Below are 15,685 nucleotides of genomic sequence, written 5' to 3'. Positions count from 1 at the left end.
TTTTATAAAAAATACCGACAACTAAGCATTATACAGTAATTTTAAGGTATGGCTATGAAAACAAAAAAAGGATTCCTTTTTACCACGTATAGTGCGCCAGACCAAAGTCCGTTTGAAAAATTGTTTGATATTTTTCAAGAGCTAATCACACATACTTCCGGTGATTTTGATGAGGCAATAGATTGGTTGCGTCAGTTAGATGAAGAATACCAATTAACTACTCCAGACTATACTATAGACGATTTTATAGAAGACCTTAAAAAGAAAGGTTATATCCGTGAAGAGTTTGAACAAGGTGATGGAACGGCAGGTGAAGGTGAGGAAGGACAAGATGGTGAAGGCGGTGGCACCATAATTATCACGGCTAAATTAGAACGGATGCTACGCCAACGTGCGTTGGACCAAATCTTTGGTAAAATTAAACGTAGTGGCTCTGGCAATCATAAGACCGGAAAATTAGGGAAAGGGGATGAACACTCGGGCGATTTTAGAGAATACCGCTACGGAGATGGTCTAGAGCATATTTCTATGACAGAGAGTTTACGCAATGCACAAATAAACCATGGCATAGGTAATTTTATATTAGACGAAAATGATTTGGTGGTAGAGGATACAGAGCATAAAGCACAAATGAGTACCGTGCTTATGATAGATATAAGTCACTCAATGATTTTGTATGGAGAAGACCGGATAACTCCTGCTAAAAAAGTGGCCATGGCGTTGGCAGAATTAATCACCACTAGATACCCAAAGGACACTTTGGATATTCTGGTTTTTGGGAACGATGCTTGGCCAATTCCCATCAAGGATTTACCCTACCTAAAGGTAGGTCCATACCATACTAATACAGTGGCTGGGTTGCAATTGGCTATGGATATGTTACGTAGAAAGCGTAATACCAATAAACAAATATTTATGATAACGGATGGCAAACCAAGTTGTTTGCGTTTGCCTAATGGTGATTACTATAAAAACAGCGTTGGTCTGGACGAGTATATAGTGGAGAAATGCTACAATATGGCCGCACAAGCAAGAAAATTACATATACCCATTACTACCTTTATGATTGCGCAAGACCCTTATTTAATGCAGTTTGTACGGGAGTTTACCGCAGCAAATAAAGGAAAAGCATTTTATACAGGTCTCAAAGGTCTTGGAGAAATGATTTTTGAAGACTACGAAAACAATAGAAGAAAGAGAATTAAATAAAAGCCTCACACGTTGTGGGCTATAAAACCCTGAAGCGTTAGGGTAATAAAAAAATACATATGAATATAGAGAACATTCAAACGTTGGGAGCTTTAAAAAAAGTTGGTTATGTCACAAAATCGGTTAAGGACGAATTAAGGGATAACCTCATTGGTAAAATCAAAAGTAAAGAAACTGTTTTTGAGGGTATTTGGGGATACGAGGATTCTGTAATTCCAGAGCTAGAGCGTGCCATTTTATCCAAGCATAACATTAATTTGTTAGGTTTAAGAGGGCAAGCAAAAACACGTTTGGCCAGGCAAATGCTTAACCTATTGGATGATTATGTTCCGTATGTAACAGGTTCAGAAATCCATGACGATCCGTTTAATCCTTTATCCCGATTTGCAAAAGAACTTATAGCAGAAAAAGGGGATGACACCCCCATTTCTTGGTTACCAAAAGAAGACCGTTTTTACGAGAAATTGGCAACGCCAGATGTGACGGTAGCTGATTTAATTGGAGATGTTGATCCTATAAAAGCAGCAAATCTAAAACTGAGTTATGCAGACGATAGGGTAATCCATTTTGGAATGATACCACGCGCGAATCGTTGTATTTTTGTGATTAACGAATTACCAGATTTGCAGGCAAGAATCCAAGTGTCTTTGTTTAATATTTTACAAGAAGGCGATATTCAAATACGTGGATTTAAATTACGATTGCCATTAGATATCCAATTTGTATTTACCGCTAATCCAGAAGATTATACTAATAGAGGTAGTATTGTAACTCCGCTGAAAGACAGGATTGGTTCTCAAATTCTGACACATTATCCAGAGGAATTAGAGGTCGCTAAAAAAATCACACAACAAGAAGTAAGTGCGCTACTTTCTGAAAATAAGGAAATTTATGTGCCAGAATTAGCGAAAGATGTATTGGAACAGATAAGCTTTGAAGCGCGAGATAGTGAATATGTAGATGCCAAAAGTGGTGTAAGTGCTCGTATGAGTATTACCGCTTATGAAAACTTGTTGAGCACCGCTAAAAGAAGAATGCTAATTAATGGTGATTCAGAAACACAAGTACGTTTAACGGATTTTATGGGTATTATTCCCGCTATTACAGGAAAGATAGAATTGGTTTATGAGGGCGAACAAGAAGGCGCCGCCTTTGTAGCCGAAACACTAATAGAAGAGGCTATAAAATCCATTTTTCCCAAGTATTTTCCTGAGATAAGCAAATTAGAGCGTAAAGGGGAGCCTACTGCTTATGATGATATTATAAGTTGGTTTTTTGATCAAGACGGATTTGAACTGATAGATGGTGATAGCGACAAAGAATATCAGCAAAAATTAAACGCAATTGCTCCTTTAAACGATTTGGCACAGGAATATGGACATGATGTTAGCCAACAAGACCAGTATTTTTTAAAGGAATTGTTACTATGGGGGTTAGTGGCTTATAAAAAATTAAGTAAACAACGTATTAATAAGGGGTTGCAATTCAACGACTTGTATGGAAACTACATTAGCGGATTGTAATTATTTTCTACATTTTTAATTATTTTAAGAATATTTTTAGATTTATAACGTTATGCATAAGGGTTAGTGGATTATTAGCCTGTCAATTAACTTATATCTATCTAAAAACATGAGAAAATCCCTTTTAACACTAGGTGCTGTTGCAATTTTTGCTTCTTGTACAAAAACAGAAATTGAAGAAAAAATTGTAGAAGTTCCGGTAGAGGTTCCAGTAGAAGTTCCTGTTTACATAGAACCTGAAACAGTTAGCCTTAGTAGTACTTCAACCATGACTACAGAAGCAGATGCTGAAGTTATTACTCTTACAGCAACTATTCCAAATGCTGTTGAGGGAACTGCTGAAATCAATCTTAATTTTAATGGATCGGCTACCTTAGGAGAAGATTATACTGTTAGCAGTGAATCTATTTCTATAGCCGCAGGCTCAACTACAGGTACTATTGAATTATCTATTGTATCGGATGCTGAATTTGAATCTGGTGTAGAGAATATAATCATAAGTATGGCCGATTTGTCAAGTTCTGTAAGTCCATCATCTTCTAGTGCAGTCCAAATTGATGTAACCGATGGCGCTGCTATTGTAGCTTTTGAATCTGATATATCTAGTGTAGAAGAATATTACTATTTAACTTTTACGGCAACCCTAAGTAAACCCTTAAATGAAGACGTTGTTGTGAATTTTGATTTGGAATCATCAAACCCATTATATAGATTCTATGAAACAAATAGAAGTTCTGTAATTATTCCTGCGGGTATGATAAATGCTACAGTTGTACTCGATTTGGACGATAGTACAATTACGCCGGAAGCAAACAGACAAGCTACTTTGATTATTGAATCTGTTGCAAATGACGATGTAGTTATTGGAACTTATAATGAGATTGATATTACTACAACGGAAACTGACCAAGGGATTTCCATTATTGCTACATGGGATTCTGGAGATCAGTTTGATATGGATATCGTAGATCAATCAAGTAACGGTATTTATTCTTCGTCCTCAAGTATTAGCGGTTTTGAAGACATTTTTATTGCAGAGGGAAATTTAGCTGATGGTTCCTACGTAATTGAACTAGACGCTTATAACTTTAACGGTTCGGAGCCAGAAGTTGTAACATTTGAATTTTTAGACGATTCTGGAAATACTTATGGAGGTCCATATACCTTTACAGCTAACACACTGCCAACAAGTGGCCAAATACCAGTATTTAATCTAGAAGTATCTGGCGGCGTTTACACGGTAACACAGATTGCTACTTCCAATTAAAATAGCACAAAACTAGTTTTAGTTAAAAGCCCTTTCTTCCCGAAAGGGCTTTTTTTAGTTACTTTGTTTTAATACATACTTTATTATGGCTAAGAAAAAGAAAATCATTCCTAAATTCTCTAGATCTAAATCAAAATTAGGTAAAGCACCAGGTCATATTTCGTATGTAGGCTCAAGAGATAAGGTTCCTTCCCATTTACAGCTTATTACCTATAATGAGAATGACTTTCAACAAAGAGAAGTTCCCTACATTAAACTACCCATTAAGAACGAACTGGAAACATCCATGTTAAATGTGGTGGGCATCTCAGACGAAGATGCAATAAACAGTATAGGCATACATTATAACTTAAATAATCTTCTGCTAGAAGATGTAATGGATACTTTACAAAGACCAAAGGTAGATGAATATGAGGAGCATCTTTTTGGTGTTTTTAAAATGTTGTATCTGGATACAACCAAACAAATAAAAATAGAACATGTAAGTTTAATCTTGTTAGACAAACAGGTACTAATTTTTCAAGAAACAGACGATGATGTTTTTAACGGTGTTAGAGAAAGGATCATCAACAAATATGGCCGTATTAGGAGTAGGGGGGCAGATTATTTATTTTTTGCCTTACTGGATGCTATAGTAGACAATTATTATGTAGCCCTGGACGATGTTAGAGAAGAATTAGAAAGTTTGGAAGAGGAAGTTTATGAAAATCCAACCAAAGATACCGCCCGAAAAATACAGACATTAAAAAAAGAAATACTTCGTATACGTAAATGGGTGTTCCCTGTAAAAGAAATAGTAAATAGGTTATTGACAACAGAGCACCAACTAATTCAAGAAGATACAAAACTGTTTTTGCGAGACACTTTTGATCATTGCACAGAAATCAATGAAGATATAGTTCTTTACCGCGAAATGGTTACTAGTCTTATGGAAATGTATATGACAAATATGAGTAATAAAATGAACGAGGTCATGAAAGTTTTAACCGTAATTGCCTCTATTTTTATTCCGCTTACATTTATTGCCGGTATTTACGGAATGAATTTTACCAACATGCCAGAGCTAAACAGTCCTTATGGTTACCCATTGGTATGGGCATCCTTTTTCATTATCGGACTTGGTTTGTTAATATACTTTAAAAAGAAGGGTTGGCTTTAACACTTCTTATGTTAACAGTTTCCTTATTGGGTTAAAGCCCGTTAAATCACTTGACAAAATAGCTGCACGCTTTATATTGAAAGTGTTGGTTTGTTATTCACAAACAGGCATTTAGCTAAAGTGGCTATTATTAGCGGTAAAAATCTTCACTACCAACATTACTGTATGTTGAATCTTAAAATATTAAAAATGAACTATTTAAATTTAGATGAAGAAAAAGTCTTACCCGTAGTTATAGAGTTAAACACACTATTGGCAGACTATCATTTGTACTATCAGAAACTTAGAAACTACCATTGGAATATTGTAGGTAGAAACTTTTTTGATTTACATGAAAAATTTGAAGAACTCTATACAGACGCTAGGGTAAAGATAGACGAAATAGCAGAACGTGTACTCACCTTGCGTTATCATCCCATGAGTAATCTATCTTCTTATCTGGAAACTTCTAGCATTGAAGAGACCACAAAAATTTTGAACGATAATGAAATGGTAGAGGATTTATTAAAAGCGCATGCAATCCTAATTAAACAGATGGGCAACGTAGTAACCGAAGCGGACAAAATTGAAGATGAGGGTACAATAGATTTGATTGGTGCGTACATCAGAGAATTAGAAAAAAGTAGTTGGATGTTGGATGCATGGACAAAGACGACTACAGATACGTTGAAACGCAGCGTTCCTGCATAGACGAATGATAAATACTATTATTAATTTAAAAAAAATTGAAATGAAAAATTTAAGAAATATATTATTAGCAAGTTCTTTATTCGCTGTAACAGCATTATCTGCTCAACATAATTGGCAAGAAAAAGGTAAGGACGAAATTAAGAATGAGACAACTACAAAGACGTTAAGTTTCTATGAAAACGGAAAGAAAGTAAAGAATTCCGTGATGATTAATACAATGGTAGATGCTGAAGTAAAAACAGACCCCAAAGATAAGGGACAGGTAAACGAGGATAGAATCTTTCCACCGGTGAAGGTGACCAAAACCGTAAAAATTGATAGGGACGCGGATGATGATATAGATGAAATTATCAAGTTTAGTTACATGACCAAGGAAAAGACAGATTTTGCTCTAGTAAGTAATGGCGATGATGTTATAATTGCGGTAGAAGATGGTAACAACTTGAAAATATTGGAAGAGCAAAATTTTAAAATGAAAAGTCAAAACGAGTCAAATACAACTTATGTATATACCAATAAAAAAGGTGAAGAAATAGAGTTTGTTGTAGAAAACTTGAAAAAAGCTAGCATGAGCAAATAATTCATGTCAGTAAAATTCAATAAAAAAAACAGGGCAACGGCCCTGTTTTTTTATTTATAAATATCGGAGGATAAATACCTATCTCCTCGGTCACAAACAATAGAGACAATTGTTCCAGAGTCTATTTTATTTGCAATCCGTTGTGCAATAACAGCGGCACCACCACTGCTCATTCCGGCAAAGATACCTTCTTCCTTAGCCAGTCTTTTGGTCATTTCCACAGCCTCATCTTCAGATACATATAAAATTTCATCAACTTTGCTATCATCATAAATACTGGGTACGTAATCTGGAGACCATTTACGTATACCTGGAATTTTTGCTCCTTCTTTTGGTTGTACCCCAATTATTTTAACAGCTGGGTTTTGTTCTTTCAAAAAAGTAGACGTCCCTGTTATGGTTCCTGTTGTTCCCATGCTGGATACAAAATGGGTAACTTGTCCTTTCGTATCTCGCCATATTTCTGGTCCTGTAGTTTTATAATGCGCTTGCCAATTATCTGTATTGCCAAATTGGTCTAGCATTACATAACCTTGAGTAGAAACTTTATCCAACACATAGTCTCTTGCTCCCTCTATACCTATGTCTGCTGGGGTAAGTGTAACCTTTGCCCCGTAGGCCTCCATGGTTTTAACGCGTTCTATAGTAGAATTTTCTGGCATTACTAGTTCAATGTTTAAACCAAATATTCCCGCAACCATGGCTAAGCCAATTCCTGTATTTCCACTAGTGGCCTCTATTAATTTGGTATTGCCATCGAAATCACCACGTTCCAATCCACTTTTGATCATGTTCAAAGCAGGCCTATCTTTTACACTTCCACCAGGATTCTGGCCTTCTAATTTAAACAGCAAGTTTACATTTGGATTTGGGTTTATCTTTTTGGCGGTAACAAGGGGCGTATTGCCAATTAGCTCTAAAATATGTTTAGACATGATTCTTAGTAGGTTTTATTTTAATTGTAGGTGTATGAAAAACGGTAGAATTTGCTGGTACGGATTCTGTTATCCAAGCATTACCACCAATAATAGAATTTTCCCCAACAATAGTATCACCACCCAGGATAGTAGCGTTAGCATAAATAGTTACATTACTTTCAATTGTGGGGTGCCTTTTAATTTTTTGTAAATCCTTGGCTACATATAAGCCGCCTAAAGTTACCCCTTGGTAAATTTTTACGTTGTTCTTAATTACAGCGGTCTCTCCAATAACTACACCAGTCCCATGATCAATATGAAAAGAGTTGCCAATTTGCGCACCAGGATTTATATCTACACCGGTTTGCCTATGTGCATACTCCGTCATTAATCTAGGCACTAACGGAAAACCTTCTGCATATAACTCATGAGATAGTCTGTAAATAGCGATAGCGTAAAATCCTGGATAGGCCATATATACCTCCTCAATGGACAATGATGCTGGGTCACAATTTAAAGTGGCTTGTGCATCTTTATTTAATTTTTCTAAGATAGCAGGTAATTTTTGAACATAACGATCCCAAACTTTACTGCATGGTTTATCCGCATCCCAACAAGCCAAATCAACTAAAATCTCAAATTGTTGCTCTAATTTTTCTAGGTTCTCTAGTAAGGGCGTATTGGTGTCGAACAATGTATAAAACAAGGTATTGGTAAAGGCTTCGGTAGTTGTTTTAAGCCTAAAATCCAAGCAAGGCTGATTCTTATGTGCTCTTATTTGTTCAATTATCTTTTGCTTATCCATAAGCATTTTCTTTGTTTGCAAGAACTAAATTAGCCAAATACAAATTAGTGGTGGGGTTATATTTGGTTAACTTTAGCATTAATGTATAAACAGCATTAATCGAATGGAAAAAAGCATCATTACAAAAAATACCATAAAGTTTTTAGAAGATTTACAAGAAAACAATAATAGGGATTGGTTTGCTATACATAAACCCATATTTGAAACTCACAAAGAAGAGGCCAAGAATTTCTTTACCGCCATTAAGTCTAACTTGGAAAAACATGATACCATAGAACGGTTAAAAATGTTCAGAATTTATAGAGATGTTCGTTTTTCCAAGGATAAAACTCCCTTTAAAGCTCATTTTGCCGCTTCATTTTCCAGAATGGGAATAGCGTTGAGGGGCGGTTATTATGTAAGGATAAAACCTGGTGCTACATTTATTGCAACTGGATTTTTTGGCCCTAATAAAGAAGACCTTTATAGAATTCGAAAGGAATTTGAATTTGATATTAGTGAACTTAAAGAAATACTTGAAGATAGTCACTTTAAAGCTTTATGGGGCAAAATGGAAGGTGAAGAAGTTAAAACTGCACCAAAGGGTTTTGATAAGGCTCACCCCAACATTGAATTTATAAAAAAGAAGCAGTTTATCTTTACTAGAAAATTTACGGACAAGGAGGTGCTGTCCAATAATTTCATAGTAGAAATAGACCAATCGTTTAAAACCGTTCGTCCTTTTTTTGATTTAATGAGCGATGTCTTAACTACAAATCTAAATGGAGAATCTTTGCTTTAAACGGCTAGCTCTCTATCTAACAATTGAATTTGATCCTTTAATCGCTCTATTACCATATTCATCATTCTTTTATTTAGGGCCGAAGAATTTTTAATATAGGTCTCATACTCTTCTATGGTAAAATGGGCAATAATCATTCCTTTTAATGAATTCCTAAACTTAATATCTTTCTGTATCGCTTTTTCTATGTATAGCAATTGTTGTGGAAGGGTTAGTTCATAAAACTTATACTTATGCTTTACAATATAATTTTTGAAAACCGCAATCAACAGATTGTTTTGAAACTTAATTATTGGACGCAGCGTTAAATTTTGAAAACGCTCATCGTTACTTGTACCTTCGTGTACTTTCGCGGCTTTAATAACCGGACGTGCCTGTAAAAGGAGGGATGCCCTATTTTCCATAATTAAAATGGTTTTATCTAAAGTTACGGCTAAACAAGGTCGTTTAAATTTGTGTTTAACTTAGTTTTTAACCATGATATGAACAATTGGTATTTTCTAAAAACAAAAAAGGGCTACTAGCTAGCTAAGTTTTATTGATTATTTATTGAATTTATCCATTTTGCGTTATTGTAGTTTAGAATTTAGAAGGAATGGATTTTTTTAAGACCTACAATAATAGATTATTAAAAGTAAAAGGTTTAGGAGCTTAAAAGTGATTAGTTGAAAATAGTTGGCTAATTTTGTGGTTAAATATGGCTATCATGAGATTTCATACCAGAAAATGGGTAAAACCAGAAGATTTAAATGCAAATGGGACATTGTTTGCAGGTAAGGTACTTACTTGGTTAGATGAACAAGCGGTTATCTATGGTATAATTCAACTTGAAAATAAACGAGTAGTAACTAAATACATGTCTGAAATCAATTTTATGAGCACCGCCAATCAAGGCGATATCGTAGAAATAGGTTTAGAGGTTAAGAAATTTGGCCATAGTAGTTTAACCTTAAATTGTGAGGTTAGAAATAAAATGACCCATGAAACAATAGTTACCGTAGACAATATTATTTTAGTTAACCTAAATGAGGCCGGAAAACCGGCCCCACATGGTAAAACTAAAGTAGAATATGTAAAGGATCGTCTGGAGAAAAAAGAGAAAGAGCAAGAGGGTAAAAAGCCCTAAGATTGCTGTTGCAATTCTTTTGCTACTTGTTCTACCTGGTCTAACACCCTAAAAAGATTCCCGCCCCATAATTTCGCAATATCTTCTTTGTCGTATCCTCTTTTAACAAGTTCCAGAGTAACATTATAGGTTTCAGAAGCATCTTGCCATCCCGTGATGCCACCACCTCCATCAAAATCGGAACTTATACCTACATGGTCAATACCCATTTTTTCAACTAGATAATCTATATGATCTACAAAATCAGAAACGGTAACTCCTTTAGGTGCATCTGGCATTAAAGCGGCCATATCTGTTCCTATTTTTACAACTTTTCTATAATTCTGCATAAAATCTTGGCGCTGCTCTGCGGTTAGACTAGAAAATTGAGACCGCTCATACCATTTTATATCTAGACTATCTGCTACCTTTTGGTATATTTTTTTCATGAAAGCAGATTTTTCTTCATGTTTTTCCGTGTTTAGATAAGAACTAAACCCAACTGTTTGTACCACACCACCATTTTCTTTCAACAAGGTCAATTGTTCATCATCCAAATTTCGGGAATGGTCACATAGGGCCCTTGCGGATGAATGGGATGCAATTATAGGGGCTTTTGACAAAGCTATCATTTGTTTCATAGACTCTTTTGATGGATGGGAGATGTCTATCATTATACCAAGTCTATTCATTTCATTTACAGCTTTTTTGCCTAATTCACTTAAACCATTATATAACCATTCATCTTCTGCTTCTCCTGTATTGGAATCACAGAATTGACTGTGGCCGTTGTGCGACAAAGAAATATATCTTGCTCCTTTGTCATAATAGGTTTTAAATAAACTTAAATCTTCGCCTATAGGATATGCATTTTCCACACCGATCATAGCTACTTTTTTGCCAGAAGCAGCAATAGCTTTAGCCTCTTTGCTAGAGGTTGCTAAACCAATTCTATCTGGTGCATATTCTTCACATAGTTTGTGTATCGCATCAAATTTTGCCATGGCATTTTCAGCGGCCTTTTCGTAACCTTTAGTGGTTAAGGTATCCTGTCCTGTATAAACAATAAACCAAGCAACATCCAAGCCACCTTCTTCCATTTTAGGTAAATCAACTTGAGTCTCTAATCGTTGGGAATAATTAATACTATCCGTGAAGTTTTTAACATTGATATCTATATGGGTATCAACGGTTAACACCTCTTCATGTATTTTTTTAGCTAAGTGTTCCGTAGAAACTTCTTCTGATTGGTCTTGAGCTTGTTTTTGTTTGCAACTTAGAATCGTTAGTGCTAAACAGATAAAAATGAGTTTTTTCATTGGTCTTGAGTTTTATACCTACAAGAAAAGCAATTTGACAACAAAAAACGAAGCATAGGTAACAATTAGTTGTATGTGGGGGGTTAAATAAGGAGTTTTAATATTAATAAAACCAGCTATTTACGGTATTTAAACAGCCAAAATTCAACCACAAAAACACAACGCATTGGATACTAGAGAGTTATTAGATTATTTGACAAAAATAGAGAGCGGACTAGAAAATTTTTCTTACGCTGAGCTAAAAAGTCAAGATGCCGCGGCCCTAAAAGCGTCTTTTAATGCGTTTAAAAACGGCTTGGAGTCTCGAGTATTTGGTGATGTTGAAACTGTTCCGAGATTAAATTTAAATAATTCCAATAAGGCAAATCAAACTAATGAAACCGATTTGCATTTGGTTGCTAATGTTAGTCATGAAATAAGAACGCCGTTAAACAGTATAATGGGGTTTCTAGATTTACTTAAAGATACCGGATTGGATACACGGCAACTAGAACTTGTTAAGGCAATGGATGTGGCTTCTAATAGCATGTTTAACCTAGTTAACGAGTTGTTGGAATTTAGTAAAATAGCTACTGGTCATGAAACTTATGAGCAAGTTAGCTTTAAACCAAAAAATGTTATTGACGAGGTTGCATTTTTATGTAAAACGTTAATCAATCAAAAGAACGAGGTAAAATTCTCTCTTAATTACGATAGCGGTATTCCAGAGATTTTAATTGGAGACCCGGCAAAGTTGTCTCAAGTTCTATTGAATCTAATTGGAAATGCAATAAAATTTGTAGAAAAAGGCAGTATTAACCTTACCGTTAAACTTAAAGAAGACCGCTCAAAAAAAGTGTTTTTAGAGTTTGTAGTAGCAGATACTGGAATTGGTATCGCAAACGACCAATTAAAACACATTTTTGAGTCTTATAGGCAAGCAGACCAATTAAATCATAAAAAATATGGTGGTTCTGGTCTTGGGCTTAGCATCATAAAAGCAATAATTGAGCAACAAATGGGTTGTATAGCAGTTTCTAGCCAATTAGGCATGGGAACCACATTCAACGTTATATTGCCCTATCAAAAAGCATCGCTTATGGCAGCTAATATACAAACACAAGAGACCAAGCAAACAAGTGTAAGTATAGCCGGAGCTAATATTCTAGTTGTAGAAGACGATTTTCTTTCCAGAAAATTAATGGAAAGTAGATTAAAACAACAAGGCGGACATCCTTATTTGGCAGAGAATAAAGAGGAATGTCTTTATATTTTAAAAACAGAAAAAATAGACCTCATACTAATGGATATGCGGTTACCAGATACTACGGGTGTACAATTGGCCAAAGACATCCAAATTAAAGTAGACGGTCCACAAATTCCAATTATTTTGCTTTCCGCGGATATACAGGCTTGCTTAGAAGAGTCTTATAAAGATTACGGGATAGTAGATTTTATGCTTAAACCTTGTAAAACAGAAGAACTTTTGACCAAAATAGACCAGTACATTAACAACGACAAAAAGGAGAGTAATAACCCGGAACTAACTTTGAATAATCTTGAAAATAAACCTTTGGTTGATTTAGAAAGTTTATTTAATGAGTGCTTGCAAAAACCCGATTTGTTGGAAGAATTGGTAACCATGCTCAAAAACAATGTAGTGGAGTTCATTGGTAAAACCAAGGTACATTTAATAGAAGAAAATTATTCTGGTATTGGCTTTGCCGCCCATAAAATAAAGTCTTCTTTAAAAATGGTAAAAGCAAACGGTCTACTTAATTATGTAGAGCAGATTCAAGATTTTAGCAACAATACAGCTAATCTTGAAGGTATTAAAACACAGTACGCTTGTTTTATTGAGGCTTACAAAGCAGTAGAAGTACAAATTGACAAAGAGTTAGCCCGTTTGTTGAATGGAAAATAAATGGATAGCAAGAGTTTAATATTGGCAGAAGACGATGTAATGTTGGCATCGTTATTAAAATATAGACTAGAAAAAGAAGGGTTTTCCGTAACCCTATGCCAAGATGGCAAAAAAGTTAAAGAAGAATTAGAAGCACAACTACCAGATTTAATAGTTTCGGATATAATGATGCCTTACTTTTCAGGTATTGAGCTTACAGACTATCTAAGAAATCAGCTAAATAGTCAAATTCCAATAATACTAATCAGTGCAGCATCAAACGACGAGAACGTAGTAAGCGCGTTTGAATTGGGTGCCAACGATTTTATTTCAAAACCCGTAAGTCCTTCAGAACTGTTGGTCCGTGTAAAAAGAGAACTTATAAGAAAAAGATAAAAATACTAGTACGTAACTAACCCCCTAAATTACCTACTTATCGAAATCCCCCAAATACATACCAGCCTTTTATGGGATCTAACAGTTTTATTTGTTCTGTTAGGTGCACTTTACTTTCTGTTTATTTTTTATTACAGAAATAAAATGAGTGCTACCACTAAAAAAATTGAAGCCAAACGAGCAGAATTGGCTCCGGTTATCAGTAATTTTTTGTTTCATACACCAGAAGGTCCAAAAGAGGAACAAAAAGAATATGTAGAGCTTAAAATTACCATTAGAGACTACCTAAAAGACAAACAATTTAGAAGGGTTGTTTCTGAGGTGCTTTTCGATTTACAAAAAGACGTATCTGGCTCAACTAGAGAACGTTTGTTTAAACTATACCAAGAATTGGGTTTACATGAAGATGCCTATAAAAAATTGAATAGTTGGCAGTGGCATAAGATAGCCAAGGGTATATTGCAATTGTCTAAAATGAATGTTAAGGATGCCTACCATATTATTAAGCGTTTTGTAAACGATAGGCGTAGTGTGGTTCGCAAACAGGCCGAGTTGGCCACCGTTAGTTTGAGAACAGAAGGTATTGAGTATGTTTTAGATTCTACACGTTTTGCAATTAGTGAATGGCAACAATTAAAACTTATAGAAGTATTAGGAAATAAAGAAGGGTATAGGCCACCAGAATTTAAAGACTGGCTAATCTCTAGTAATAAAGATGTAGTGCTTTTTGCTTTACGCCTAATTAAACATTACAACCAAATTGGCGCAGAAGCTGCTATAACTACTCTGGTAAAACATAAGAACGATACAATAAAGGCGGCTGCTGTAAACTGTATAATCGATTTTAATTTTCATTCAGCCCTTCCTACTATGAAACGGGTTTTTTGGAAAAGCAATAACGACGTTAAAATTGCTATTTTAAACGCTTTTGCAGAAATGGGCACTCCTAGTGATTTATTTTTCCTAGAGGACGTAAGCAAAAACGAAAAGAATTTTCTTGTCGCTAGTAAGGCTCAAAGTGCCATGAACCGTATACAGCCAGATGCTGTATTACCATCTAAAGATTTAATAGATGTAGAAGAAGTACCAGTAGTAGAAAGTAGTACAAAAGAAGATACGGAACTAGACTTTTTGTCCTTATTGGATATAGCAGTAATTTATGAGGAAGTTCTTCCTGCCGAACAAGCCAGTATAGAGTTCTCAGAAGTAGAAGTTTATGATGTAGTAACAGTTACAGAAGAAACAGTAGAAAGCTACTATGAAAATCACTTAAATCCAGAAAAGGGCTTAGATGCGGCAAACGCACATACCATGTCTACCCAAGAAAAAATGGATATCTACATACATATGACCCAAGAAGAGCGAATTAATTTATTACTTGAATTAAAAGAAAGCTCCAAACCACAGGATATTAAGTTCTTAGAATTTATAGCTGAAAAAGAAGACCATTCCGAAATTAGATACAAAGCCTTTAGAATATTACAAGGTTTGGAAAAAAACGAAAACCAACATGTAAACGGTGGTGTTGATACCCCTGCCGTTACAGAAACAAACGAAACAGATTATACTGTGGTAGATTACGATACCATTTATAAACCAGAAGATAGTGTATTTTATCCCTTGTTTAATTACGGAGACCGCACGGGTAAAGTAGTATTGGTTAAAGAAGCTGGAAAAATTGGTACAGACAAAGAGGTAGTTTTTCTAAATCATTTACTAGAAACCGAAACAGATAAGGTACTCTTAACTGCAGTAAAAGAAGCATTGGATAGATTACAGCCAAAACCATCTGATACGGGAAAAGATGAATCGGAAACAGTAAATCTAGATAGTATTAGAAATCTAGAGGTAATCGTTGATGTTGAAACGTTAGATGAGCACAATTCAGAAGAGAAAGAAGAGGCAGATCAAAGATTACCTCTTGAATTGTTGTTCCTAAACGAAAGTTTGGAAGACGAAAATCCAAATCAAGAAGAGGAGATAGAGCAATTGTTCAGTTTTGAAATTGCACCAGAATATTTTAAAGATGATTATAATAAGCTAGTTTCTTAA

The 15,685-nt window shown here is 35.1% G+C and carries 15 protein-coding genes; 11 read left to right on the top strand and 4 right to left on the bottom strand.

Annotated features, from left to right (window positions below; translation table 11 throughout):
• Nucleotides 1–48 precede the first annotated feature (48 nt).
• From BUL40_RS07260 to BUL40_RS07235, 6 genes are all read left to right on the top strand, one after another.
• Nucleotides 49–1,209, top strand: a complete 1,161-nt coding sequence (locus tag BUL40_RS07260; RefSeq protein ID WP_080318695.1) for a vWA domain-containing protein — start codon at nucleotides 49–51, stop codon at nucleotides 1,207–1,209.
• 59 nt (nucleotides 1,210–1,268) lie between these two features.
• Nucleotides 1,269–2,732, top strand: coding sequence for a MoxR family ATPase (locus BUL40_RS07255; RefSeq protein WP_080318694.1), 1,464 nt, complete (start codon nucleotides 1,269–1,271; stop codon nucleotides 2,730–2,732).
• A 109-nt stretch (nucleotides 2,733–2,841) separates the two neighbouring features.
• Nucleotides 2,842–3,999 (top strand): hypothetical protein, encoded by a 1,158-nt coding sequence (locus BUL40_RS07250; RefSeq protein WP_080318693.1) that lies wholly within the window; start codon nucleotides 2,842–2,844, stop codon nucleotides 3,997–3,999.
• An 85-nt stretch (nucleotides 4,000–4,084) separates the two neighbouring features.
• Nucleotides 4,085–5,158: a magnesium/cobalt transporter CorA gene (corA, locus tag BUL40_RS07245; protein WP_080318692.1), complete on the top strand. Its 1,074-nt coding sequence runs from the start codon at nucleotides 4,085–4,087 to the stop codon at nucleotides 5,156–5,158.
• A gap of 189 nt (nucleotides 5,159–5,347) precedes the next feature.
• On the top strand, nucleotides 5,348–5,848 hold the full coding sequence (locus BUL40_RS07240) for a Dps family protein (RefSeq protein ID WP_080318691.1): 501 nt from the start codon (nucleotides 5,348–5,350) through the stop codon (nucleotides 5,846–5,848).
• A 40-nt stretch (nucleotides 5,849–5,888) separates the two neighbouring features.
• The gene (locus BUL40_RS07235; protein ID WP_141239647.1) at nucleotides 5,889–6,428 is read left to right on the top strand and encodes a hypothetical protein; all 540 of its coding nucleotides are present in this window, start codon (nucleotides 5,889–5,891) and stop codon (nucleotides 6,426–6,428) included.
• A 50-nt stretch (nucleotides 6,429–6,478) separates the two neighbouring features.
• On the opposite strand, the gene cysM is transcribed toward BUL40_RS07235, so the two are convergent.
• Both cysM and epsC read right to left on the bottom strand, forming a co-directional pair.
• On the bottom strand, nucleotides 6,479–7,363 hold the full coding sequence (cysM, locus tag BUL40_RS07230; protein ID WP_080318689.1) for a cysteine synthase CysM: 885 nt from the start codon (nucleotides 7,361–7,363) through the stop codon (nucleotides 6,479–6,481).
• Nucleotides 7,356–8,150, bottom strand: coding sequence for a serine O-acetyltransferase EpsC (epsC, locus tag BUL40_RS07225; RefSeq protein WP_080318688.1), 795 nt, complete (start codon nucleotides 8,148–8,150; stop codon nucleotides 7,356–7,358). The genes cysM and epsC overlap by 8 nt, the downstream gene beginning before the upstream one ends.
• Nucleotides 8,151–8,253: 103 nt before the next feature.
• Here epsC and BUL40_RS07220 point away from each other — a divergent pair, with 103 nt between their 5' ends.
• A complete protein-coding gene (locus BUL40_RS07220; RefSeq protein WP_080318687.1) occupies nucleotides 8,254–8,931 on the top strand; it encodes a DUF2461 domain-containing protein in 678 nt (225 codons plus the stop codon).
• On the opposite strand, the gene BUL40_RS07215 is transcribed toward BUL40_RS07220, so the two are convergent.
• Nucleotides 8,928–9,335 (bottom strand): glyoxalase, encoded by a 408-nt coding sequence (locus BUL40_RS07215; RefSeq protein ID WP_080318686.1) that lies wholly within the window; start codon nucleotides 9,333–9,335, stop codon nucleotides 8,928–8,930. The two genes, BUL40_RS07220 and BUL40_RS07215, sit on opposite strands and share 4 nt — an antisense overlap.
• 302 nt (nucleotides 9,336–9,637) lie before the next feature.
• On the opposite strand from BUL40_RS07215, the gene BUL40_RS07210 reads away from it, so the two are divergent.
• The gene (locus tag BUL40_RS07210; protein WP_010518871.1) at nucleotides 9,638–10,057 is read left to right on the top strand and encodes an acyl-CoA thioesterase; all 420 of its coding nucleotides are present in this window, start codon (nucleotides 9,638–9,640) and stop codon (nucleotides 10,055–10,057) included.
• On the opposite strand, the gene BUL40_RS07205 is transcribed toward BUL40_RS07210, so the two are convergent.
• Nucleotides 10,054–11,355 carry a dipeptidase gene (locus BUL40_RS07205; RefSeq protein WP_080318685.1) on the bottom strand — a complete coding sequence of 434 codons (1,302 nt, stop codon included), beginning with the start codon at nucleotides 11,353–11,355 and terminating at the stop codon, nucleotides 10,054–10,056. The genes BUL40_RS07210 and BUL40_RS07205 overlap by 4 nt on opposite strands.
• Before the next feature lie 166 nt (nucleotides 11,356–11,521).
• On the opposite strand from BUL40_RS07205, the gene BUL40_RS07200 reads away from it, so the two are divergent.
• The 3 genes from BUL40_RS07200 (at nucleotide 11,522) to BUL40_RS07190 (ending at nucleotide 15,685) form a co-directional block, all read left to right on the top strand.
• Nucleotides 11,522–13,258 (top strand): ATP-binding protein, encoded by a 1,737-nt coding sequence (locus tag BUL40_RS07200; RefSeq protein ID WP_080318684.1) that lies wholly within the window; start codon nucleotides 11,522–11,524, stop codon nucleotides 13,256–13,258.
• On the top strand, nucleotides 13,259–13,633 hold the full coding sequence (locus tag BUL40_RS07195; RefSeq protein WP_080318683.1) for a response regulator transcription factor: 375 nt from the start codon (nucleotides 13,259–13,261) through the stop codon (nucleotides 13,631–13,633). It abuts the gene before it with no gap.
• 144 nt (nucleotides 13,634–13,777) lie between these two features.
• On the top strand, nucleotides 13,778–15,685 hold the full coding sequence (locus BUL40_RS07190) for a HEAT repeat domain-containing protein (RefSeq protein ID WP_080318682.1): 1,908 nt from the start codon (nucleotides 13,778–13,780) through the stop codon (nucleotides 15,683–15,685).

It is taken from the genome of Croceivirga radicis, from assembly GCF_002072105.2.
GTDB lineage: Bacteria > Bacteroidota > Bacteroidia > Flavobacteriales > Flavobacteriaceae > Croceivirga > Croceivirga radicis.
The sequence above is the reverse complement of the archived record's forward strand: the minus strand, read 5'-3'. Positions and strand labels throughout refer to the sequence as shown.